Source organism: Desulfosarcina variabilis str. Montpellier, from assembly GCF_048565275.1.
Classification (GTDB): Bacteria; Desulfobacterota; Desulfobacteria; order Desulfobacterales; family Desulfosarcinaceae; genus Desulfosarcina; species Desulfosarcina variabilis.
Window position 1 is genome coordinate 6,719,505 of record NZ_CP159846.1, and the last position, 24,057, is coordinate 6,743,561.

Below are 24,057 nucleotides of genomic sequence, written 5' to 3' on the forward strand. Positions count from 1 at the left end.
TATGCGTATTCCCACAGATCATAGGTGGATAGACACTGTAAATTGCCGTTGATATCACCGATTTGCATTGTTGGGTACCATCCTGAAAAGATCTCAAAAGCGCAAAGGCATTTTTCCTGTGATTTAATTCGCGGCAAGCTCGGCAATGGTTCGGCGTCCCTGTTTTTGCATGTATGAAACATGGCTGAACGTGGGTATTTTGCGACAAAAAGGGTAGTATTTACAAGAAAAAAAATTGGAATGCGTTGTAAGCGGAGGGGCGGCGTTGATAGCTGTTACGGGTAATAAATGTACTTATCATCCCATTCGACAACCGTTCGCGATAAAGCGATATCAATTGAAGCGCCCGGAAGGGGTACGCTGTTGAACATTTTCCATCGTTGATCGGGTAGCTCCACCATCAGGACGGCATGGTCGCCGAGTGGCATCCGGAGGATTCGAAAACGAAGATTATTCGGGTAGTTGAGGCGTTTAAGGGTTCCATACATAAAGGAGGTAATATCTTCACAGTCGCCCTTAAAATCACGGGTGAATTCCTGATAGGTTTCCCAATGGTCATCATCGACCGGATCCGGCTCATACTTTGACAGTTGGATGCACGAGCGGGTCACGTCATCAACCAGCGCCTCGTTCCACCCTTCTTTTTCAATTCGATGCTGCCAGTTTTCAATCAACCACCGGTAGTCGGTACCCGGTTCTGTAGGCTGAAAATATGCTGGAGAACATCCGACACAGATCATCAGAGAAAATAAAATCAACGCTTTCAACCATGCGCCTTTTTTTGGAACCATTGGAACAATCACCCTGTTTTCATGATTATCGATACTTTTACCGCATTAGAACCATCTGATTTTCGGCAAACACCGTATCGATTATCAAAAAAGGTGCCAGTTTTTTTCACCCCCCATCATCAGTGCCCCAATACGCGTTACAACGCAGATGGGGGATGCGTTTGGAGCACCATTTCACAGCATCCCCCAATTCTATTTAAACATCTAATTTAATTTTAAATAATAACATTTTAGTAAATTGTCGGTATGTCTCCGGCAAATCAGCAAGGCAACAAGCCAACCGTGTCAAGCAGATCTTTTCAGCCGACCCCACAGGCCATACAGATGAGCCCCGGTTCTACTATCGTTTTCGCTGTGTGTATGTTTTTCTGCAACATATTAAAACCCCTTGATCAACATCTGATTGATCTCTTCGGGAAAAGCCATGCAAACGGTTTCATTAAACAGGGTGCGCAGGGCGCCGACATCGGGCGTGCCCAGGGCCTGGCTGAAAAACGTGCGCGGTGAAAAAAGCAGGTGGAAACGAAAGTGATCGTCATCCTGGGCGCCGGTAAAAAAGTTCATGTTGAAGCTGTAGATGCCCATCTTGTCATATTCGGCCATAAGGTTGGCCAGGCCCTTGCCGATATCCAGGAAATCAGCCTCGGTGAGTTCCAGCGTGCTGTGGCAGTCCTCGATCACGGCCAGGACATCGCCGGCAACGCCCAAGGGCGCCCAGGCCGTCATCCAGTGGGTGCGACCAATCTGCCCCAGATAGCGCTCGCCGGATTCCTTTTCCAATTTTACCAGATCGTCCCAGAATGAAGCCCCATTCTCGGTGAAATACCGTTTCGACGCTTCGATTTCCTCACGCATCAGGTTGGGTGCCGAAGAACTGGAGAACACCTGCAGATGGGGATGAATCAACGAACTACCGGCCGGCGGCATATAATTCCAGTTAACAATATGATAGACCGCTTCCGGATGACCGGTGTCGGCCACGCGCCGGAAAAAACGCTGGGCAAAGCCAAAGGTGGCGGCCATGTGCGCCGGGGTAAAGTCGGTCATGGGGATGTAATGCCGGGAACCGAAAGTGGCCACGGCCCCAATGGTGTCGTAGGGCGCAATGTTGGGGAAAATCACCATGTCGCCTTCCTGCAGGCGCCCTTCGGTAATCAGGTCCTCGGGGAAACAGGGGGTCACCTCAAGCACTTTCTGGCCGCAAAACGGGCACCAGGCATCGGTGCCGGCCACCAGCGCATCCAGGTCCGGCTTTTGCCACTTAAGGTCCATGAAGTGACAGATCCGGGCTGTTCGCCCGGTCAGCGGGTCAATGCGAATCTCACTGGGAATGCGTTGCAGCGCCATCCCCTGCTGTGGATTTTTCATAACCGTTTCTTTTCTGACGGCTTCGAATTTCATTTCCCCTCCTTATAAATTAATTCGTGTCCATCCTTCTTGCGTGGTGGATAATCAAATACCCGACAGCACCGACAATGCTTCCCACAAAATCGGCCAATACATCCGCCCCATCGGCCTGGCGGGCATTGACAAATGACTGATGGAATTCATCGCTTACCCCATAAAGGGTGGCAAAGATGACACTGATTGTAATCAATAAAGCCGGCGCCAACCGATCCGGCCAGGTCAATTGGCAGGCCCGGTAAAAAAGGGCGGCCAGGACACCATACGCCGCCAAATGCAAAAATTTGTCTTTGAATGGGAAAGCGGGCCCCAAATCGGGGCTCGCAAAGCAGGATTGAATAAATATGGCCAGAGAAAGCCCCACCACCAGCAGCCAGCTATACCACTTGTTATTGATCACGGCGGTCGTGGTCATGTTTTCAGACAGGGTTCTGAATTTTTGGGCCAGTGTTAAGTGTTAAGTTAAAAGTGTTAAGAGAAGGAATGCTATCGATTTGGATATACGATAGACCCGATCCACAACTTAACACTTAACACTTCAAACTTAACACTATATTTTATAATAGTCTTTTGAATCGTTTGCGCTTTCAAACTGGGAATTTGTCGACAAACACCAGGTCAGCCTTATTCGTCAAACAGATCCAGTTCCAGGCGACGCTGGGCCACATGGGCAACCACCTTTTCCATGAACTGATCCATGGGAATGCCGTAGCGAACAGTTCCATCCAGGGTGCGCACGCTCATGGTGCCGGCCTCTTTTTCTTTGGCCCCGCAAGTGAGAATCAGCGGTGTCTTGGCCAGCTGGGCTTCGCGGATTTTGCGGTTCAGGCTTTCGGTGCGGTCATCCACCTCGACTCGCAGCCCGGCATCGGTCATGGTCTTGGCCACCTGATCGGCAAAGGGAATCAGATCATCGTTGATGGGCAGGATGGCCGCCTGTACCGGCGCCAGCCATAAGGGAAACTTGCCTTCAAAATGCTCGATGAGAATTCCCAGAAACCGCTCGATGGACCCGAACACCGTTCGATGCAGCATGATCGGCCGATGTTTTTCGTTGTCCTTGCCCACATAAGTCAAGTCAAACCGTTCGGGCAGGCTCATGTCCAGCTGGATGGTCCCGCACTGCCAGGTTCGGCCCAGGGCATCTTTGATGTGCAGGTCGATTTTCGGTCCATAAAACGCGCCGTCGCCTTCGTTGATGCGGTACTCCTTGCCGTAGGCATCCAGGGCTGATCGCAGACCGTTGGTGGCCGTATCCCACTGCTCGTCCGTACCGATTGATTTATCCGGCCGTGTGGAAAGCTCCAGGTGGAAATCAAGCCCGAAGGCAGCGTACACCCGCTCCTCCAGCCGCAACAGATCAAGGATTTCCCCCTGAATCTGATCGGGCATCATGAACAGGTGGGCATCGTCCTGGTGAAAGGCCCGCACCCGAAACAGGCCGTTGAGTACCCCGGACATCTCGTGGCGGTGCACCAGACCGATCTCTGCGGCGCGGATGGGCAGTTCCCGATACGAGTGCGGCCGGGTGCTGTAGAGCAGCATGCCGCCCGGGCAGTTCATGGGCTTGATGGCATAGGCCTGGTCATCCACCTCGGTGGTGTACATATTTTCGCGATAATTCTCCCAGTGCCCACTTTTCTCCCACAAGGTGCGCTGAAGGATGATGGGCGTCTTGGTCTCCACGTACCCGGCTTCGCGGTGGGCATCACGCCAGAAGTCCAACAGCGCATTCCACACGTCCATGCCCTTGGGATGAAAAAACGGCATTCCGGGCGCGTCGTCATGGAAGCTGAACAGGTCCATGGCCGCCCCGATTTTGCGGTGGTTGCGCTTTTTGGCCTCTTCGAGGAAATTCAGATAGGCCTTGAGCTGCTTCTTATCGAAAAAAGCGGTGCCGTAGATACGCTGCAGCTGGGCCTTGGACTGATCCGCCCGCCAGTAGGCACCGGAGACGCGCATCAGCTTGACGGCCCGCACAAAACCGGTGTGGGGCACATGCGGTCCCCGGCACAGATCAGTAAAATCCCCCTGCTTGTAAAAAGAAATCGTACCGTCGGCCAGGTCGCTGATCATCTCGGTTTTGTAGGGTTCATCCTTGTAAAAATCCAGGGCATCGGCCTTGGACACCTCATTGCGCTCGATGGGCAGTTTGGCCTTGATGATACGCTTCATTTCGGCTTCGATCTTGGGAAACGCCTCTTCCGAAAGCGGCGGCATGTCGATATCATAATAAAACCCGTCCTCCACCACCGGTCCGATGGTCAGTTTGGCATCCGGGTAAAGTTTCAAAACCGCCTGGGCCATGACATGCGCGGCGCTGTGGCGCATGATTTCAAGGGCTTCAGGATCACGCGTGGTAATCAGGCGGATGGCGGCATCGGCCTTGATGGGCCGGTTCAGGTCCACCACGTGGTCATCCACCACCATGGCCACACAATCTCTGGCCAGTCCTTCGGAAATACTTTTGGCAACGTCGAGTCCGGTGGGATAATCTTCAAAGGGTTTTCGACTTCCATCGGGAAGTGTGATATGTACCATTTTTCAAATGCCTTCCGTTGAAAGGGTGCGCATGAAGGTCATGCAAAACATGCGATGATTTTTGATAAACGAACAACCTATGGAAATTAAGGGAAAAACTCTGTCGGGTCAAGCAAAAAAAAATGAACCATAGCCCATCATTCGCTTATAATCTAATTTGCAACGAGTCACAATTACAGCAGTTTGTCGACCGGATCCGCCACGAAAAATTCATTGCCGTTGATCTGGAGGCCGACTCCATGTTCCACTATCAGGAAAAAGTCTGTCTGGTACAGATGGCAGCCAAAGGCGAGAATGTGGTCATCGACCCATTGGAAGTGGGCGACCTTTCCCCTTTACTCCCCATATTCAAAGACGAGGCAATCTGCAAGGTATTTCACGGATCGGATTATGATATTCGTTCTTTGTACCGTGACTTCTCCATCGAAATCAATAATCTGTTCGATACACAGCTGGCCAGTATGTACATGGGAGAGCGGGAAACCAGCCTGGGAGCGGTGGTCAAAAAGCGCTTTGGCATCAAGCTGGACAAACGCTACCAGAAAAAGGACTGGTCCCAGCGGCCCCTGCCTGACGGAATGATCGAATATGCGGCGTCGGACGTTTTTCACCTGATCCCACTGGCCAAGGCGCTGATGGCGGAATTAAAGCAAAAAGGCCGGCTCGACTGGGTGATCGAGGAATGCCATTACCTGTCAAGAGTCAGGCCCGTCAATAATGGCAACGATCCCCTGTTCCTGAAATTCCGCGGGGCCGGCCGCCTGCGGCGACGGAATCTGGCAGCACTGGAGGGCTTGCTTCAGTATCGACGCAAATTGGCCAAGAAAAAAGACCGCCCCCTTTTCAAGGTTTTCGCCAATACCTCGCTGCTTAAAATTGCCAGCGACATGTTAGATACCCCCAAGGCCATGGAAACATCGCGGTGTCTGAGCGTTAAACAAATTCGCATTTACGGCAAACCGTTGTCTTCGATTGTCAAAAAAGCCAAAACCATCGCGGACAATGCCCTTCCCGTCTACCCGCGCAAACGCAGGCCGTCGGTTTCCCCCAAGGTTCCCGAGCGCTCCAAGGCGATTAAAGCCTGGCGGGACGACTTGGCCGATCGCTTGGAAATCGATCCGGCCCTGCTTTTCAACAAAGCTCAGATTACGGCCATTGCCATAAAAAAACCCCAGGATATGGAAGCGCTCAGATGTGTCGATGGTATTCGGAACTGGCAGGTGAATGACTTTGGTGAAACACTGCTGGGATTGCTTGCCGCCCATCCTTGACGATTTTGTCGTCATTTTTAAGGCACCCTAACATCATTGCCAAAAGGCATCCCATGGCCTTAAGACGATTTTACATCGCACCGGAAATGATCCATCAGCATCAACCGGAAATCACCGGATCGGATGCGAAGCATATATCGCGTGTGCTGCGTCTGAAACCGGATGATGCCATCGAACTTTTCGATGGCACCGGACAGGGCTATCGCGCGCGGATCATTTGTGTATCCTCGGAAATCGTGAAGCTGACCATCGAATCGTCATTTGCGTTTTTATCTGAATCGCCTGTTCACATCACCCTGGCCCAGGCGATGCTCAAAGATCGCAAAATGGACGATCTCATCCGGCCGTTGACCGAGCTTGGCATCGACTGCTGGATGCCCTTTTATGCGTCCCGCTCGGTGCCCTCCCCGAAAGGCAAAGGCTTGCATAAACGCTTGGCGCGATGGGAAAAAATTGCCGTTGAGGCGGTTAAGCAGTGTCGCCGCGGACACATCCCGGATATTCTACCGGTAAATGATTTTAACGCCGTGTTAGCGGCATCGGCGACCTGTGATGGCCGGCTTCTCTTCTGGGAGGACACCAACCACGCCTTTGCCATTCCCCGGCAAGCCGTTAAACGCGTCATGCTGATCTTGGGGCCGGAAGGTGGTTTCGCCCCTCTGGAAGTTCAGCAGGCAAAAGACCATGGTTTTTTGACGGCCGGCTTGGGACCCCGCATCTTACGAGCGGAAACCGCCACGCTGGCCGCCATCACCCTGGTGCAGTATTGCATGGGGGATATGGGCAATGCCTTACCCCGTAATCAGGCCTGAGCCGGAATTTTCTGGCGCGGCGACCGAAAACGATCAATTGGCCAGCAATGGATCCGTCTGCCGAACCACCTTTACGCTGCGGTGCGTTGGGCGAACGATCACGGTATCCAGGTGCATGGGTTGGAAATCCTGGTGCTTGTCACGCTGCGGAATAACCGCGTCGAGCCCACATATTTCCGATGCCAAAACAACGGTGCCATCCACGCTACCCACCACACCGGGTCTGAGTTTTTTGCGGTCCTGGACCATGAAAAGCGTGGTGTCGGGCAGACATCCAATCACGCAATTCGGTCCGTCGATGATCAGATTTCGGCAGGCATATTTCAAATGTGTGAGAAACGCCGCGTCCGTATGCGCTTTGATGGAGTCATCGGTAAGCGGCGTAATCCCATGTTTGTAACATTCCAGTCCCAAGCCGAGAAAAGAGACAAAATAATGCAGGCTGTGGGTAAATACTTCTGAATCCGACGTATATCCACCATAGCCGTCGAATCCCCTGGACATCAAAAATTCACGATTTTGATGAAACGCGGTATTTTCCCCATTGGTCATGGTTGCAAACCCCTCGAGGAAAAAAGGGTGGCAGGCGTAAAGGTCGATCTGGTGATTGGTGTTCTGGCGGCCCTGAAGCAGAACAACCCGCGCCGAAAGGTTGCCCCGATCAAGCTGCAGATAGTTGGCCACAGCCACCGGATCACCCACTTCTTTGATCATGATCGTATCCGGCCAAAATGAAAAAACAGCCATGTCCTTTTCCGCTTCGCCCATTTTTTTCAATTCCAGGCGGATGGGCATGAGTTGCTTCAATCGATCTTGGGCACCAAGGGATTCCCAATCATTGGGATAATCATAGGCGCGCACCAGATACACATCCCGTTTGGGAACCCCTGCTGGGGGCTCGCCATTGGTCTTGAAGGTGATTTTATATTTGGTGGTAAACCCTTTTTCCATCATGAACCGGTCCAGGCGCTTGAGACCGGAAGAGGAAAAGATACCGGAAAGAACGGGAATGTCTGACATGTTTTTAAAAGGACCACCCAGATCCCTAAGGAGCATCCCCACACCCGACCCATCATAGCCTTCGCGCATGGCTGCCAATCCATTGATGGCCAGCGCTGGAGAAACATGATTTTTACTCGTTATGGCGAGCAAGCGGCACATGGTTGTCCTCGAATGTTGAAAGTTGGAATGAATGAATTTTTTTAAAATGAATTATTTGCTTTTATTTTTAGTTTCACTAATTGTCAAGTCTTTCCATACACCACCCCTAACCCAAACAAAGCATTGAAAATTAAACACACCGATAGTACCATCCGCCCATGGACAAACTCGACCAGCATACCTATGATGGCTATATTAAGGCATTGACGGACATCAGCCGGGCAATCACCTCTGATCTGTTCCTGGAAGACCTGCTTAAACTGATCGTTATGGTAACCGCCAAGGTTACCGGTGTGGACATCTGTTCATTGTGGCTAATCGATGATAATGAAAAGCCGCCTAAAATCAGGCTCAAGGCAACCCAATCCATTGACCCCGAATACGTCAAAGACCGTGCATTGAATCTAGATGAAGGCGTGGTAGGCTATGTGGTCACCCATAAACGCCCCATCGCTATCACTGATGTGCTTCGCAATCCCCGCTTTAAAGAAAGAGAAATGGCCCGTAAACTCGGTCTCGTCTCCATGGTGGGCGTTCCCTTGAAACTCAAGGACGAGAAAATCATCGGCGTACTCAATTGTTTTACATCCGAACCCCACGCCTTCTCAAACACCGAAATCAACCTGTTTACCGCTGTGGCCAATCAGGCGGCCCTGGCTATTCTCAACACGGAGCTGATGGTCAAAACCAAGGTCATTCAGGAAGAGCTTGAAACCCGCAAAATGGTGGAACGTGCCAAAGAAATTCTCATGCATCGTCGTCAGATGAAAGGGGATGAAGCATTTCGCTGGCTCCAGAAGCGTAGCATGGATTCGCGCAAGCCGCTGCGCCACATTGCCGAAGCGGTCATCATTTCCGAAGATATTGCCCAAGGCCGCTGAATTTTATCGGCTGCACGCATCTCCCGTCTGCCCCCCCCACACGCAAGCACGGTTCCACGATCGAGATCCTCATCCGCTGACTGATGACAACACCCTGATAAGATTTATTTCTTAGAGCCTGTCCCTTTAAAGCGACACCAGATCTTTTTTTTTATCCTTATCGAACACCCCCATGCCCGATCGCACCATTATTTATTAGAACTAATTTTTTCAGTATTATTTCACTTGACATTTTTTTTCAGTACTACTAACTATTGTGTTTTAAGTTATTAATAACTCATAATTCAAAAGCAATGCAGCCCTATTTCACAATGGCGTGAAGTAGGGCTGCAATTAAAAAAAAAGACAACGGCGTCTTTAAACGGTTGGAGGTGTTTCCATCCGTTTGGACGCCGTTTTGTTTTTCAACCTACGGCATTCGTTAACGTTCACTTACAGCGACAATCAAGAAGGAGGCTGCTTTATGTCAATGAGATTTACAAAAAACAACGATGCATTAGGCACCGTCAACCGCGGTAATCCCACTGAATCTAGTCTGTGCACCCTTTGCCGGGCCGACTGTACTGGCAAATGCGAAACCTGGCTCTCCAGCCTGGTGGGACGCAAACTGCTCTACCCGCGCAGCTATGGTATTGTGACTGCCGGTGCGGACAATACCACCCATGTGGGCGTATCCTATAACTCGCTTCGCATTCAAGGCTATGCTTATGGCGCGCATGGGCTTCCCGGAGGCCTGACCAACGACGCCGACGACTGCATTTTCCCCAATGTCAGCCTGGAAACCGAATTTGGCAATAAGATTAAAACCAAAGCCCGCATCCCTCTGATGACCGGCGCCCTCGGATCGACCTTTGTGGCTCAAAAATACTGGGACTCCTTTGCGATCGGTGGGGCCCTGGTCGGCATCCCCGTGGTCATCGGCGAGAACGTGGTCGGCGTGGACCGTGAATCGGAAATCGCCTCCGGGCCGGAACGCAAAGGGAAAATCAAAAGTGCACCGGAGCTGGAACGCCGCATTGACAGCTATTTCCGCTACTATAACGGGTATGGCGCCATCATCGTGCAGCTCAATGTGGAGGATACACGAAACGGTGTGGCCGAATTTGTGGCCGACAAGTATGGCGACAAAGTGATCATCGAACTCAAATGGGGCCAAGGCGCCAAGGATATTGGCGGTGAGATTCAAGTCACCAGCCTCGATTATGCCGTCTTCTTAAAGGAGAGAGGCTACGTCGTTGACCCGGATCCAACCATCCCCGAAGTTCAGGAAGCCTTTGAAAACGGATCCATCAAATCCTTTGCCCGCCACAGCCGCCTGGGGGGCACCAACTTCTCATCCGTCGAAAAAGTTCGTGAAGATTTCATGAGCAGCGTGGAATACCTGCGCAGCCTCGGCTTCACCCGCATTACCCTGAAAACCGGATCCTACGGCATGGAAGAGTTGGCCATGGCCATCAAGTTCGCAACCGACGCCGGCCTCGATCTTCTCACCATCGACGGATCGGGCGGCGGCACCGGCATGAGCCCCTGGAACATGATGCAAAGCTGGGGTGTGCCCTCCATTCACCTGCATTCAAAGGCCTATGAATACGCCAGTATCCTGGCAGCCAAGGGATTGAAGGTAGTCGATATGTCCTTTGCAGGCGGATTTGCCCTGGAAGACAGCATCTACAAGGGGCTGGCGCTCGGCGCACCGTTCACCAAACTGATCTGCATGGGCAGGGGCATCATGATCCCCGGATTCGTCGGTTCCAACATCGAAGGCGCCCTGTTCGAAGAAAAACGCGCCGAGGTTAACGGCCACTGGAACGAACTGCCAAAATCGGTTCTTCAAGTTGGTTCGACGGCCAAAGAAATTTTCGCCTGTTACTTTGACGTTGAGAAAATCGTCGGCAAGGACGAAATGAAGAACATCCCTTACGGTGCCATTGCCTTCTATACGCTGGCAGATAAACTTTACTGCGGATTGCAGCAACTGTTGGCCGGCGCCCGTAAGTTCTCAGCCACCCAACTCACCCGCAACGATATTTTCGCAGGGAACCGGGAGACAGCCAAAGAAACCGGCATCCGGCACATGTGCGATGCCAATGACGAGAGTGCCCGTAAAATCCTGAACGCTTATTAAAAACAAAACCCCCTGCCTTATCGGCAGGGGGCTTATTTTTTACTTTTATTATAAAGTCCATCTTCCGTAAAAAGAGGATGGACTTTTTTAGATCAGGATAAACGTTCGGTACTTTTGAAGGAATGGGGAATAAGCAGCCGTACGATATCGCTTAATGCGCCCTTTTTTCTATCCGCGCCACTCTGTATCATCCACCGTAGTCTTGAATTTGGGCACGATGATATCAGGCAGCTCTTCTTCGGTCACGGCCGACAGATCCTGGTCGGTGGGCTTGCCGACAAATACCAGGCGGTGACGCGGGCACTTTTTGGCAGCCGTCAATCCGGTTTTCAAATTCTCAATGGTGTAGTTGTCGTAGTCGATACACGACAGGTTGTTTTCAATGCAGAACATGTCCGATGCCCGTTCACAGGCTTTACAGCCCAGGCATCCGACATTGCAGACGGTCTTGACGTCCTTGCCGGCATCCTTGTTGGAGCATTCGACCACCAATAGTTGCTCACTTTTAAAGGGTGCCATGGTGATGATATTACGCGGACAGGCGTTGGCACAGGCCCCGCAGCCCACACATTTCTCATAGTCGACCCGCGCCAGGCCATCCTCAACATGGATGGCATCGAAATTACAGGCCCGCGTGCAATCGCCGAAACCAAGGCAACCATAGGTGCAGCCCTGGATATCGGTGACCAGGTTGGCCGTGCTACAGCGTTTCTCGCCATGGTAGGGATTACGGCCGAGTCGGTCTTTTGTATGGGCACCGCAATGCACCACCGGACGCCATGGGAAACTGGCCGTGGCCTCGACCCCCATCACATCGGCCAGTGCTTTCATACAGCTTTCCCCGCCCACGGTGCATTTGTTGATGGGCGCGCCATCTTGCACGATCGCCTCGGCATACTCACCGCAGCCCACATATCCGCAACCGCCGCAGTTGGCGCCGGGCAGCACGTCAATGGCGGCGTCCACTCGCGGATCCACTTCCACATGAAAGGCCCGGTTGGCCCATCCCAATACAAATGACAGCACCAATGCCATGCCAAGCATGGTGCTGGCGGCCAGTCCAATAATCACCCAAGACATAATTCCCCCTGTTCGGCAATGTCGGCCTGCGCTAGAATCGAAGTAATCGGTTGACGGTCAACGGTTTGCGATACGACTTTTTTGTCCGGCCCTGCCGGGTCAGCCTCCGGCACCTGCTTTTCAACCACCGCCGGCGGGGACGTCATGGCATCCCGCAGACCCGAATCCACCCCGGTGAAGCCCATAAAGGCCATGGCCAGAATACCGCCCACCACCAGCGTGATCGCCGCGCCTTGGAAGGGCTTGGGCACATCGCAAAGTTCCAGCTCTTCGCGGATGCCGGCCATGATTACAATGGCGATGGTAAATCCCACGCCGCCGAAAAAGGCCAGGGTCAGGGCCCGGCCCAAATCCCAGCGATCGGCCGGGTTTTCCGCGCCGACCACATTGCTCATGATGGTCAGGCAGGCGAACAAAATGGCGCAGTTGGTGGTGATCAGCGGCAGAAAAACGCCAAAGGCTTTGTAAAGCGTCGGGAAAAAGCGGCGCACATACATTTCCACAAACTGCACCGAACTGCTGATAGCAAAGATGTAGACAATGTAACTTAATATGGTCAGATCCACCGTGGCGGCCTTATCGGCCGACATGAACAGGCCGGCCGCCATTTGCGTCAGCGGCGCGCCGGGCATGAGCACAAAGGTGGTGATGGTCCAGGCAATAAAGGCGGCAATGGTGATCACGAAGGTCACGGCGGCGCCCATGCCCACGGCCATGCTCACATGCCGGGAAACCCCGATGAAGGGGCAGATACCGACAAAGTAGTATAAAACGAAGTTGTTGATCAGGGCCGCCCCAAGGGCAATCAACAGGATATCAATTAGATAGTTCATGGGTTGGTTGGCTCCCTATGCTTGTTTGTTCGCCGCTTTGCGGGCGGTATACCAGTTGACGGTTCCCAGGAGCAGGCCAAAGGTGAGAAATGCACCCGGCGGCAGCACCATAATGACCCAATCCGGCCAGACTTCCGGCAGGACCGGAATGCCGAACAGGCCACCGGTACCCAAAATCTCCCGGATGGCGGCAATGCTGGCCAGGGCCAGTCCGAATCCCAAACTCTGGCCGATGGCATCGGAAGCAGCCACAAAGGCGTTTTGCTTGGACGCCACCACCTCGCAGCGGCAGATGATGATGCAGTTGACGATAATCAGCGGGATATACGGCCCCAGGGTTTTACTCATCTGATACACGTAGGCGGCCAGAAACCGGTCGGCAATGGTCACAAACGTGGCGATGGTCAGCGTGAACACCACGATACGCAGGTGCGGTTTGAGCAGGTTGCGGATCAGGCTGGTAATCACGTTGGCGCACAAGAGCACAAAGCCCACGGCGCCAGCCATGGTAACCGCGGCCATCAAGCCGTTGGTTACGGCCAGTGTGGGACAAAGGCCCAGCAATTGTCGGTAGACCGGGTTCTCCGGTAGTATTCCCTGGATGAACCGCTCGGTGGCGGTAGGTTGATCAGCCATTTTTCTTATCCCCCTTTCCGTCGGCGGCAGCCCCATCGGTCAACGGCGGGCGAACGTCACTGATGGCCGCATTGACCAGCGCCGTCACGCTTTTGGACGAGATCGTCGCACCGGTCACCGCATCGATTTGTCCGGGCTGGGTCTTGCCGGTTTTAACCACCACCAGATTCCCATCGGCCGGCGCGTCGATAAACTGGCCGCGCCACTGGTCGGTGATAATCTTATTGCCCAGACCGGGTGTTTCTTTCTGATCGAGCACGAACAATCCGGTAATGGTACTAAGGTCCGGGGAAAGACCCAGGAGCAGCTCGATCGTATCGGCATAGCCCTGGCCTTTGGTTTTCACCACCCAGCCCTTGCGCTCATCCTGGTAGCGCGCCTCGTAAACGCTGTAGAATTTGCTGCGCGCCGCCTTTTGTACTTCCACCTGCCGGGGAACAATATCCAAAGCCTGGTCCTGGGACGCCATCTTGGCCGCCAGCTCGCTGCCCAGCACCAGCTCGGGCACTTTCTCCAAAGTTTCATTGATTTTGTTTTGTTCAATGACCGGCCCCAAAGCGATTTGCACGCCGGCCAGTGAAACGCCGAAACCAACGGCCAACACCAGCACCAGCCAGGCCTGAACAAGGCTGTTTGATCTCAGACCACCGGTTTTTTTTGCACTATCAGCATCCATGGTTATCCTTCTTCGCTATCTTAATTTCCACCAAACGGCGTGGGTATGCTCCATCGGTTGATCAATGGGGTCAGGGCATTCATGAACAGTACGGCGAACATCACCCCTTCCGGATAACCGGAAAAAAGTCGCAGCAGCATGATGAACGCACCGGTTCCCAGGCCAAATATGAATTTTCCCTTGGGCGTTAAGGGGCTGGTGACCGGATCGGTGGCGATAAAAAAGGCGCCAAACAGAATCGCTCCACCCATAATGTGGTGCAACACCGTCCAGCCGTCCCCGGGTGTGAGAAGATCATTCAGCCCGCCGATGGCCAGCACTGCCAGAAGCAGGCCGGCGGGGATTTCCCAGGAGGCGGTACGCCGAATGATCAGATACAGCCCGCCGATGAGACAGGCCAGGGCACTGGTCTCTCCCAGACTGCCGTTGGTGGTTCCCCAGAACAGATCGTTTAGCGATGCCACAACGCCGTTCATCTTGTAGGCGTTCATGGGCGTGGCCTGGGAAATCGCATCCACCGTGCTCTGGACGTCCTCGTAGCCGGACGCCGCCAGGGCACCGGCAAAAGAGATCATCACGAAGGCCCGTCCGACCATGGCCGGGTTGAACAGATTCATGCCCAAGCCGCCGAAAATGATTTTTCCGATGCCGATGGCCACGAAACCGGCAATCATCCCCACATACCAGGGGGCCGTGCCCGGCAATGACATGGCCAGAATGATGCCGGTGACGATCGCCGAACAGTCCGACAGTGTTGCATCGCGGCCGCGCATCTTTACGAATAGCAGTTCCGCGGCCAGGCATCCGGCCACGCAGACCACCAGCTGGTGGAGCGCATAAGCGCCGAAAACATACAATGATGTCCCGACCACCGGTGCCAGCGCAATCAGCACATCCACCATCATCCGGCGGGTGCTTGAGGCGGTTTGAATCAGATGAGGAGAAGGTGATACATGGATCACCGGCTTTGACATTTCACTTCCATCAATAGGCGTTACTTCAGTTTCCTGCATTTTCACTTGGTCTCCATGATGCCGGCGGTTAACCGCGGGCAGCTGCCGCCACGCGCGCTTTACCGGCACGGATCAGTTGCACAAGGGGAATATGAGCCGGACAGGTGTAGGCACAACTCCCGCATTCAAAACAGGCCATGATGTTGTACCGCCGGGAAAGCCCGACATCCTGATACCGGGATGCCATGGCGATCTTGGTCGGCACCAGGCGCATGGGACAGACGTCCACACACTTGCCGCATCGTACGCAGGTGGTCTCCTCGGCAAGTTCTACTTCATCCCGGGACATGACGGTCAACCCACTGGTACCTTTGGTCACCGGTGTGTTGGGATTGGAAAAGGCAAAACCCATCATGGGACCGCCGGCAATCAGCCGGGCCGCATCCGGTTTCAGGCCGCCGCAGAACTCGATCAGTTCACCGAAAGAGACCCCGATGGGCGCCAGCACGTTGGCGGGTCTGGCAATGCCGCCGCCGGTCACGCTGATCACCCGGTGCGTCAAGGGTTTCTTGTGGATCACAGCCCGCGCCACGGCCGCCACGGTGCCCACGTTGCTGATGGCCACGCCCACGTCCGAGGGGAGTCCGCCCAGGGGAACCTGTCGTTTGACCACCGCCTGAATCAGATGCTTCTCACTGCCCTGGGGGTATTTGGTTTTCAGTACAGCAACCTGAATACCGGTGCCCCGGGCCGCCCGCTGCATGGCCTCGACCGCGTCCATCTTATTGTCTTCGATACCGATGGCGATTCGCTCGGCGCCCACACTGCGCGCAGCCAGAAGCGCGCCGGTGACAATGGGTCCCGGGGCTTCCACCATCAAACGGTAGTCAGACGTAAGATAGGGTTCACACTCACAACCGTTAATAATAAGGGTGTGCACCGGTTTTTTGTCGTTGGGCATGATTTTTACATGCGTCGGGAATGCCGCCCCGCCCAGGCCCACCAGCCCGGCGTCGTTAATGTCTTTGCTGATCTGTGCCGGGTCATAGGCGTCCAAGCCCGTGGTCGGCCAATCCCCCCCAAAAATCTCATCCCACAGGGCCTGATCTGTGGGAATCTCGCCGTCGGTCTTGATCGGTACCGTGTCCATGTGCCTGCCGTTGGCCAGGGTCACCCGGGTCGGACGCTGCACCACGCCCGGTACCGAGGCGTGCAGGGTCGTCGAGACAAAGATCTTGCCCTTACCGATCAACTCGCCCCAGTCGACCTTCTGCCGGGGCTTGACCAGCTGTTCGCAAGGGCCGCCGATATTCTGGTGAAGCGACAGCACCACTGTTTTCGGTGTGGGCATCACCTGAATGGCAGCATTCTTGGAAAACTGTTTCCGTTCCGGCGGATGGATTCCGTGGGGGAAGGTGCCATTGCCTTCATATCCATCAAGTTTAAGTGCCATGTTTACGCCATGAATTTCATTTTTTTTGTTATTACCATTTTCATCTCCCTGAAAAAAGAAAAGATTTCCACGAGGGAAATCTTCCGGGACTACACTTACCGAAATTAAAGTAACACATTATCTTATTTTATCTATTTGTCAAGCCCAAATAGCAAACATCTTTTGAATTGTCTATGATTTTATTGTCGATGCAGATGCCCGTTCAAAGCGATGATATTGCCCCGTCGCGATAAATTATTTGTCCGCGCATGAACAGCCGTCATGCTAAAATCGGCTGCGTTCTCAGAAGACCAACACCCAAATGGGCACCGTTTTTTTTGCGCAGCATAAATAGGTTAGCCGTTTTTCTCTCGGTTTGAGTAGCATTCGCTGATCGTGCTTTTTCAATCGTCATCCTTTGTTGACGGGAATTTGATTCGGCGATATGATCAAAACAGCAGCTGGTTAGGTATCGTGATATCCTACAGAAGGAGAAATGCCATGGAGAAAAATGCGCCCCCCAACAAAATTCTCATTGCAGTAGACGGTAGTGAACAATCGCTAAATGCAATTCGGTATGCCGCTGGAATGTTTTCACCGAAAAACACCCACATTGTACTTTTTCACATTCAAGCCAAAATATCAGAGTTGTTTGCCGACCTGGGAGCCTATCCCCACTACAAACGCCGGATGACCGGTTTGAAGCGCTGGGCCACCGATCAAAAAACCGAAGTGTTAAGCACCATGGACAGCGCCGCTGTGTATTTTAAACAAAAAGGATTTCCTGAATCGGCCATTACCATCAAAACGCCGACGCGGTCATTGGGCGTCACCGATGACATCGTCAAGGAATCGTATAATGATTACCAGGCGGTTGTGGTCGGACGCACCGGGGTCAGTCGTTTCAAAGATTGGGTCTTTAAAAGCACCGCCATGAAACTGGTACCCAAGATTAAACATATTCCCATCGTGGTCGTCGGTGGGCATCCGGAGTCAAAAAACCTGCTCATGGCCTTTGACGGCACCCATGGCGCCATGAAAGGAGTGCTTTATGCGGGTTCTTTGATAGGAAAATCAGATCATCACATGATGCTTTACAGCATCATTCGTGGTGAGAAGAAATTTTGGCCGGGTGATGCAGCCTTCCTCCATTTTGACAATGCCAAGGCCGATATCGACACCGGCACGCATGAAATCGGCCCGCACCTGACCGATGCGTGCAAAAGACTCTTGGACGAAGGGATCGCCCCGGAACAGGTGTCAATCAAAATTCATGTTGCCGATGGGGAGCGGGGTTATCGAATCGTTAATGAGGCCAAGCACAATCGGTGTGGCACTGTAGTGATGGGCCGCAGGGAGTTGATTACCTTTATCGACGAATATTTTATCGGACGGGTCAGTGACAAGGTGCTTAAGCTGGCCGATGAGTTGGCGCTATGGATTGTCTAAGTGATGAAGAATCGAAAGGCCCGGGAATTGCTTCCCGGGCCTTTTTTTTCGTATTCGTAAAGGGATCATTGTAGCATTAACGGTTGGTAAGCTTTCCTTCTTCTACCAACACCTTTTCCAAATCCTGGGCGGTAAATGGTTTGTGCAAAATGGCATTGACCCCTGCCGCATAGGCGGCCTCATTGTCCTGGGTTTCGTTTTGCGTGGTGACCATCACAATCGGCAAAGCCGATTTTTCGAACCGGCGACGAACTTCACGGATCAGTTCAATGCCGTTGATGTGGGGCATATTTAAATCGGTAAAAATAAAATCCGGCGGATCCGCGCTCACCGCTTTTATCGCTTCTGCTGGAAATTCGAAAAGCTGCGATGCACAGCCCAGGCTGTGCAGCGCACCCCGATAGATATTCAGTATCATTTTTGAATCGTCAACGGCAAAAACCTTCAACGCCGTTTCTGCTTTGCTTTCCGCTTTTCCAGTAGCACGGTCCACCAATTCGGCATAACCGTTTTTCTTCATTAAATCAAAAAAACGGCTGCGCACATCCGGATGCGCCCTCTCACTTAAGAAAGTCAGCGCACAATTTTGAAAGGCTTCATCTTCGAGCAAATTGTTAAAAATCACCTCACAACCGGCATTGAGAACGGTCTCTGTCACCTGCTGGGCTTCCGCATCACCAGCGTGAATCAGATTTTTCAGCCCCGCTGCCAGCATGGTATTGAAATTGCGGTCAATGGCTCCGGCGGCAGCGGTACGCACGTTGTCAACAGAATCCGTCAGTCCCTGCGCCAAGGCAAAGGCGCCTTTGGCAACCGGTAAAAAACCAAGCGCTTCATAGGCGGCGAAACGGACATTGGCATCCTTGGGTTCATTGTGCAGCAGTTTGCGAATGGGAGCGATGGCGCTTTCGTCACCGATCTCACCGATCAGATTGAGCGTATGAATCAACAAATCCGGATCATCGTGCAATAGGTTGTCGATCAAAACAGGAACCGCCTTGCCCCCCATATCACGCATGCGTTGCTTGGCTGCATTGCGCAGATGGGCATAGTGAGATGAGAGCCCTTCGTTGAGCCGTTCAATGGCGGCGGGACTCTGGTCGGTGGCAAAAACATCCAAAATCATGATATCCAGATCCGGATCATCCCCCAATTTTTCCGCCAGCCGTTGAAATGCCGTTGGGCTGGCCAATTGGCCCAGGGCGTATATGGCAGCAATAGTCAGCTCTAAATTCCCGGAATACAGATACTCCGATATGGCCGTCGTGGCAGATGTTTCTCCCAGCAGCCCCAATGTTTGGATGACCGCTTTGATCACCAGTTCATCTTCGTTTTCATTGAGGATGCCCATCAATTGGGACGTTGCACCTTCCAAGCGAATCTCTCCGGCCACCTCCACGAGCACGACGCGGTTTTCCGGCTTGACTTCCCTGGATAGCATGGAAAGCAACAATTCAGGGTGATACAAGGATTTGGCGTAAAGGATTTCCTTGAGTTGGGGGTAGTCCCGGCCCAGGTGTTTATAGTCGGCAATCAGGTTGACGATCAATGTAATGGCGAAGGTGTCCTCGGCACGATTCAACTCGAATAGCGCCATTTTGCGGATACTCTCATCGACTGCCCCGATTTTTGAAAGGACCAGCTTCGCTTTAATCATGTCCTGTTCCCGGATATCAAAACGCAACTCTTCAATAAAATCCTTGGCGTTAATTTCCGTCATGAACCCATTATCCTTTCTAAATCGTGATTTGTTTAAATCGTGTTGCCGTGAAGGATGAAATGTTTTGAGTATAATTGTTATCGACGCATATGGTGCATACTTTATACAAGAGCTGGATGGATTGAAAAAATTATGATAAGCGCCGTTTCGATATTTAGGCAGCTGTCCACACGCAAAACCAAGCAGATACAAGTAAAGGCCTTGCATGAATCAAAAACGCCTTCGCCAACAACTGATCAAATGGTATGCGGCCCATCAACGCCGTCTGCCCTGGCGGCAAACGACAGATCCTTATGCGATCTGGGTCTCCGAGGTTATGCTCCAACAAACCCAAGTGGCGACGGTGATTCCTTATTATCATCGTTTTATGGATCGTTTCCCCAGCGCCCGTCATCTGGCTCGGGCCGATCTGCAGGAGGTCCTGAAGCTGTGGGAGGGATTGGGTTATTATTCCCGGGCGCGCCATCTACATCGTGCAGCCGGAGCGGTGGTTTCATGCCACAACGGAAAAATTCCAAAAGATACCCAAACATTTCGATCGCTTCCCGGGGTCGGTGACTATATTGCCGCCGCCGTGCTGAGCATCGCTTTTGGCCAAGTGATACCGGTGGTTGACGGGAACGTCAAACGCGTCCTGTCAAGGTTAATGGAAATCGATACACCGGTGAACCAGAATGGATCCCACAAACACTTTCAGGCACCGGCGGCAGATCTGATCTGCCCTGACCACCCCGCAGATTTCAATCAAGCCATCATGGAACTGGGCGCGTTGATCTGCCGACCCAAAAATCCAGATTGCACGATCTGCCCACTTGCCGATCAATGCCAGGCCAACCAGCATCAGACAACAGCTGAATTCCCGAAGCGTATCACCACTAAAAAAGTACCCCATCGCCATCTGGTTTATGGTGTCATTTTAAAAAATGGCAAAATGCTGGTCACGAAAAGGCCTGAAAATGGATTTTTGGGGGGATTATGGGAATTTCCGGCCCTGCCGGCAATTCGCCGAAAAATGGCGTATCAGGAAATCGAGCAGGGTCTGGCCGCACTGACCGGCCTGACCGTTGCAGCCGATCGTCATTTGACCCGTATCCGGCACGCCTATACCCACTTCACCCTCAGTGCGGATGTTTATCTGTGTCAGTATGTGACAGGCCGGGTCCGCTCGAAGGCCACCGTTGATGCGCATCGCTGGGTTACCTTGCGATCGCTTAACCGGCTTCCCACCCATAAAGCAATCCACAAATTTCTGGCTCTGCTCGAAAGCGTGGCCGGCTGAATTGTGCTTCAGCGAAGTGCACCCGGTTGAAAAACAAGATTGCAATCAATGGGCATCATGGACGTTTACCTTAGCGGCAGGTCTATTCTTGGGGTGGGGCGTCGAGTACATCGCGTATGGTGCGGGACAGTTTTTCCACCGTCACCGGCTTCATTAGCAGGGCACGAACCCCTAAGGTCGATGCACGCGTTGATGTCATAAACTTGCTGAATCCCGTGCATATGATCACGGGGATGTCCGGTCGATACTGCAATATCGCCTCTGCCAACTGATCACCGGTCAAATGAGGCATGGTCATATCCGTGATCACCAGATCGAATCCATCCGGATCTTCCTTGAACATGGTCAGGGCCTCTACAGGGCTGGTGGTACCAACGGCATCATATCCGAGCGCATTGAGCATCTCCACACCAACCCGGGTCAGTGTTTTTTCGTCGTCAACAAAAAGGATACGTTCCGTTCCCTGCTGGTAGGAATCGGGCTGTACGTGGTCGGCCTGCACCTCGTCATCCAAAACAGGGAACAGTACACGAAAAACCGTGCCCTCTCCTGGATGGGTTTGCACAAAAATCCGGCCCCCATGGTCACGGACAATACCATGAACCGTCGCCAGCCCCATACCGGTTCCTTCTCCGGGTGCTTTGGTGGTAAAATAGGGTTCAAAAATCCGTTCTGCCACAGCCGGATCCATGCCGGCACCCGTGTCAGCCACAGAGAGTTGTAGGAAAAGCCCCGGTTTCAGGTCATCAATGCCAGGCGATAAATCCGCTTCTTCCAAAGCCAATGGTTCCAGCGTGACCGTCAGTGTTCCCCCGCGTTTTTCCATGGCGTGCGCTGCGTTGGTACACAGATTCATCAATACCTGATGAATCTGGGTCTGGTCTGCCATGACCGTTCCCAATTTCGTCGGAATGGTGTGAACAATACGGACGGTTGTTGGGATTGATGCGCGAATAAGTTTGACCACCTCTTTGAGAACAACTGCAATATCACAGGGAACTTTCTGAGATTTGCCTTGACGGGTAAAGGTCAAAATCTGGTCAACCAACCCCTTGGCCCGTTCACTGGCCTTTAATATATTTTCCACGTATCTTTGAATACGGGAATCACCCTCCCCATGCAGTTGGGCAAGCTGTGTATACCCAACCATTGCCCCGAGAATATTGTTGAAATCATGAGCAATACCACCCGCCAGGGTACCAATTGCCTCCATCTTTTGGGCTTGCTGAAGTTTTGACTCCAGCCGTTTACGCTCGGCCTCGTTTTCTTTGCGTTCGGTGGTATCGACAATGATGCCCACCATGGTTTCCGGCGGCTTGTTACCGTCAGAGCGCAGAACCTTGGCTTTGGTATGAAACCATTTCCATTGTCCCTGTTTGGCTTGCATCCGAAACTCATGATCAAACATCGGTGTATCACCGGCCACATGGCGATTGAATTTAAAGTTGATCTCATCCCAGGTATCCGGAGCCGTAATTTTGCGAACAAATTTCAACCCCCGGGCCAAGTCCGGCTCTTTGTATCCCAACAATGCATAGATGCGTTCGTCTACACGAAGTGCTCCGGATTTCAAATCCAGCTGCCAGATCCCGGCACCGCTGACATCCAGTGCCATTGACAGCCGGTCCTCACTTTCCATGCGTGCCGATTCCATCTGACGCTGCTTGGTGATATCTCGGGCAATGCCTTGGGTACCCACGAAAACCTTAACCCCGGATTCACCAGAAACATAGAGCCCTTCGGCATCGACCAGAAAAACCGGACTCCCCTCGACCGCTTTGCGACTGTTCACACGGTCTTTTTTGTAATCACCAAACGCGCGAATGGCAATACCTTTGGTGCCTCGGTTGCCGGTACGCCGATCATTGACCCGGTGGGCGGCAAGCGCCCGATCTTCCTTGTGGATATAGTCCATAAAGCGCTTACCGATTAGTTCTTCCGGGGTGACACCATAGCGCCGTATGGCATCACTGATAAAGGTAAACCGCCCCATGGTGTCCAGCCGATAAATTACATCCGGGGTCGAACGGATAATCGAGTTGAGCTCTTCCCGGGAATTGAGCAATGCAGATTCTGTATCCTGCAATTCAGCGATTTTGTTTTCCAAACGCTGATTCAACGCTTTTAACGATCGTTCACGCTGTTGAATATGCGCCACCATGCTATTAAACCGTGACACGATAGTTCGGATTTCCGCCTGCGGTGCCTGAAACCCTACGGGATTATATATCCCACGGGAAATTTGTTCGGTACGTTGGATCAGTTGATTCAAGGGGGATATCAATAGGAGTTTTAGAATAAACCTGAGGGTAATCACCAGAACCAGAATGACGGCCACCATGGTGATCATGCTGAACCCCATCAGCTGATGCTGCTTTTCCCGTAACCGGTTTGAACTTAACGCAATTTCAACATATCCAATCAGGGTTTTGCCATGTAAGATTGAACTTTTTTTGTGCAGCGGCTGATCGTGGCCTTTGCGCTGCAGATCAATCATAACATTGCCCTGATGATCAACAACCCGCAATTTTTCGACCACGGTGTTTTCAAAAAAAGAGCCACAGATCTTCTTAATGCCTTCCTTGTCGAAATTCCAGACGGGGAATTCCAAAGCGCTTTGCAAATAGTCGCTAAACTTTTCCAGATCATCCTGGCTTTGGAGCCTATCTTTGTAAAACATGTAGCCGTAAGTGACGGAAACAACCATAACAAAAACCACAACCACCACGAAAATGATGCTGACGATCAGATCCCGGGACAATGTTCGACGAAAGCGACGACGCCCCTCTTTTCCGAATAGTTGGGTTTCGTTTGCGTTTGCATTCAAATTCAGATCTGTCATACCGTGGCTCGACATCATCTTTACAAGACGGGTTGATTGTTCATGTCCGTTCAGAAAAAAGATATCGGCATGCGGGTTGAGAGACAAAAGTTTTTTCTTTTTGCAGATACTTACCAGAAACGAAGATAGGATAGCGGCATGGACATTCAAGAGTGGTCGCGAACATTGACG

The 24,057-nt window shown here is 52.4% G+C and carries 19 protein-coding genes; 6 read left to right on the forward strand and 13 right to left on the reverse strand.

Annotated features, from left to right (window positions below):
• Positions 1–275: 275 nt before the first annotated feature.
• The 4 genes from Dvar_RS30395 to thrS all read right to left on the reverse strand — a co-directional run bounded on the left by Dvar_RS30395 (position 276) and on the right by thrS (position 4,736).
• Positions 276–791 (reverse strand): hypothetical protein, encoded by a 516-nt coding sequence (locus Dvar_RS30395; protein ID WP_419656880.1) that lies wholly within the window; start codon positions 789–791, stop codon positions 276–278.
• Between the two features lie 378 nt (positions 792–1,169).
• Entirely contained in the window at positions 1,170–2,192 is a 1,023-nt protein-coding gene (locus Dvar_RS30400) for a hypothetical protein (RefSeq protein WP_419656881.1), read from the reverse strand.
• A gap of 16 nt (positions 2,193–2,208) precedes the next feature.
• A complete protein-coding gene (locus Dvar_RS30405; RefSeq protein ID WP_419656882.1) occupies positions 2,209–2,610 on the reverse strand; it encodes a VanZ family protein in 402 nt (133 codons plus the stop codon).
• A gap of 209 nt (positions 2,611–2,819) precedes the next feature.
• Positions 2,820–4,736: a threonine--tRNA ligase gene (thrS, locus tag Dvar_RS30410; protein ID WP_419656883.1), complete on the reverse strand. Its 1,917-nt coding sequence runs from the start codon at positions 4,734–4,736 to the stop codon at positions 2,820–2,822.
• 122 nt (positions 4,737–4,858) lie between these two features.
• Here thrS and Dvar_RS30415 point away from each other — a divergent pair, with 122 nt between their 5' ends.
• Together Dvar_RS30415 and Dvar_RS30420 are read left to right on the forward strand one after the other, a co-directional pair.
• Positions 4,859–6,007: a ribonuclease D gene (locus Dvar_RS30415; RefSeq protein WP_419656884.1), complete on the forward strand. Its 1,149-nt coding sequence runs from the start codon at positions 4,859–4,861 to the stop codon at positions 6,005–6,007.
• 53 nt (positions 6,008–6,060) lie between these two features.
• A complete protein-coding gene (locus Dvar_RS30420) occupies positions 6,061–6,819 on the forward strand; it encodes a 16S rRNA (uracil(1498)-N(3))-methyltransferase (RefSeq protein WP_419656885.1) in 759 nt (252 codons plus the stop codon).
• 33 nt (positions 6,820–6,852) lie between these two features.
• Here Dvar_RS30420 and Dvar_RS30425 read toward each other — a convergent pair whose 3' ends face one another.
• Positions 6,853–7,980, reverse strand: coding sequence for a glutamate synthase (locus tag Dvar_RS30425; protein WP_419656886.1), 1,128 nt, complete (start codon positions 7,978–7,980; stop codon positions 6,853–6,855).
• A 158-nt stretch (positions 7,981–8,138) separates the two neighbouring features.
• Between Dvar_RS30425 and Dvar_RS30430 the strand changes: the two genes are divergently transcribed.
• Together Dvar_RS30430 and Dvar_RS30435 are read left to right on the forward strand one after the other, a co-directional pair.
• The gene (locus Dvar_RS30430; protein ID WP_419656887.1) at positions 8,139–8,861 is read left to right on the forward strand and encodes a GAF domain-containing protein; all 723 of its coding nucleotides are present in this window, start codon (positions 8,139–8,141) and stop codon (positions 8,859–8,861) included.
• Between the two features lie 469 nt (positions 8,862–9,330).
• Positions 9,331–10,986 (forward strand): glutamate synthase-related protein, encoded by a 1,656-nt coding sequence (locus tag Dvar_RS30435; RefSeq protein ID WP_419656888.1) that lies wholly within the window; start codon positions 9,331–9,333, stop codon positions 10,984–10,986.
• 168 nt (positions 10,987–11,154) lie between these two features.
• Here the strand turns inward: Dvar_RS30435 and Dvar_RS30440 are convergent, their stop codons facing one another.
• From Dvar_RS30440 to rsxC, 6 genes are read right to left on the reverse strand one after another with little or no spacing between them, the layout of a single operon-like run.
• Complete coding sequence (locus Dvar_RS30440; protein WP_419656889.1) at positions 11,155–12,066, reverse strand: RnfABCDGE type electron transport complex subunit B; 912 nt, start codon at positions 12,064–12,066, stop codon at positions 11,155–11,157.
• Positions 12,054–12,899: an electron transport complex protein RnfA gene (locus Dvar_RS30445; RefSeq protein ID WP_419656890.1), complete on the reverse strand. Its 846-nt coding sequence runs from the start codon at positions 12,897–12,899 to the stop codon at positions 12,054–12,056. The genes Dvar_RS30440 and Dvar_RS30445 overlap by 13 nt, the downstream gene beginning before the upstream one ends.
• A gap of 15 nt (positions 12,900–12,914) precedes the next feature.
• Positions 12,915–13,535, reverse strand: coding sequence for an electron transport complex subunit RsxE (gene rsxE, locus Dvar_RS30450; RefSeq protein WP_419656891.1), 621 nt, complete (start codon positions 13,533–13,535; stop codon positions 12,915–12,917).
• The gene (locus Dvar_RS30455; protein WP_419656892.1) at positions 13,528–14,211 is read right to left on the reverse strand and encodes an FMN-binding protein; all 684 of its coding nucleotides are present in this window, start codon (positions 14,209–14,211) and stop codon (positions 13,528–13,530) included. The genes rsxE and Dvar_RS30455 overlap by 8 nt, the downstream gene beginning before the upstream one ends.
• 20 nt (positions 14,212–14,231) lie before the next feature.
• The gene (locus tag Dvar_RS30460) at positions 14,232–15,224 is read right to left on the reverse strand and encodes an RnfABCDGE type electron transport complex subunit D (protein WP_419656893.1); all 993 of its coding nucleotides are present in this window, start codon (positions 15,222–15,224) and stop codon (positions 14,232–14,234) included.
• Positions 15,225–15,252: 28 nt separating this feature from the next.
• On the reverse strand, positions 15,253–16,617 hold the full coding sequence (gene rsxC, locus Dvar_RS30465; RefSeq protein WP_419656894.1) for an electron transport complex subunit RsxC: 1,365 nt from the start codon (positions 16,615–16,617) through the stop codon (positions 15,253–15,255).
• A gap of 480 nt (positions 16,618–17,097) precedes the next feature.
• Between rsxC and Dvar_RS30470 the strand changes: the two genes are divergently transcribed.
• Positions 17,098–18,045, forward strand: a complete 948-nt coding sequence (locus Dvar_RS30470) for a universal stress protein (protein ID WP_419656895.1) — start codon at positions 17,098–17,100, stop codon at positions 18,043–18,045.
• A gap of 76 nt (positions 18,046–18,121) precedes the next feature.
• Here the strand turns inward: Dvar_RS30470 and Dvar_RS30475 are convergent, their stop codons facing one another.
• The gene (locus Dvar_RS30475) at positions 18,122–19,765 is read right to left on the reverse strand and encodes a HEAT repeat domain-containing protein (protein ID WP_419656896.1); all 1,644 of its coding nucleotides are present in this window, start codon (positions 19,763–19,765) and stop codon (positions 18,122–18,124) included.
• A gap of 205 nt (positions 19,766–19,970) precedes the next feature.
• On the opposite strand from Dvar_RS30475, the gene mutY reads away from it, so the two are divergent.
• Positions 19,971–21,044 carry an A/G-specific adenine glycosylase gene (mutY, locus tag Dvar_RS30480; protein ID WP_419656897.1) on the forward strand — a complete coding sequence of 358 codons (1,074 nt, stop codon included), beginning with the start codon at positions 19,971–19,973 and terminating at the stop codon, positions 21,042–21,044.
• A gap of 82 nt (positions 21,045–21,126) precedes the next feature.
• Here the strand turns inward: mutY and Dvar_RS30485 are convergent, their stop codons facing one another.
• The gene (locus Dvar_RS30485; protein ID WP_419656898.1) at positions 21,127–23,886 is read right to left on the reverse strand and encodes a PAS domain S-box protein; all 2,760 of its coding nucleotides are present in this window, start codon (positions 23,884–23,886) and stop codon (positions 21,127–21,129) included.
• Positions 23,887–24,057: the final 171 nt, after the last annotated feature.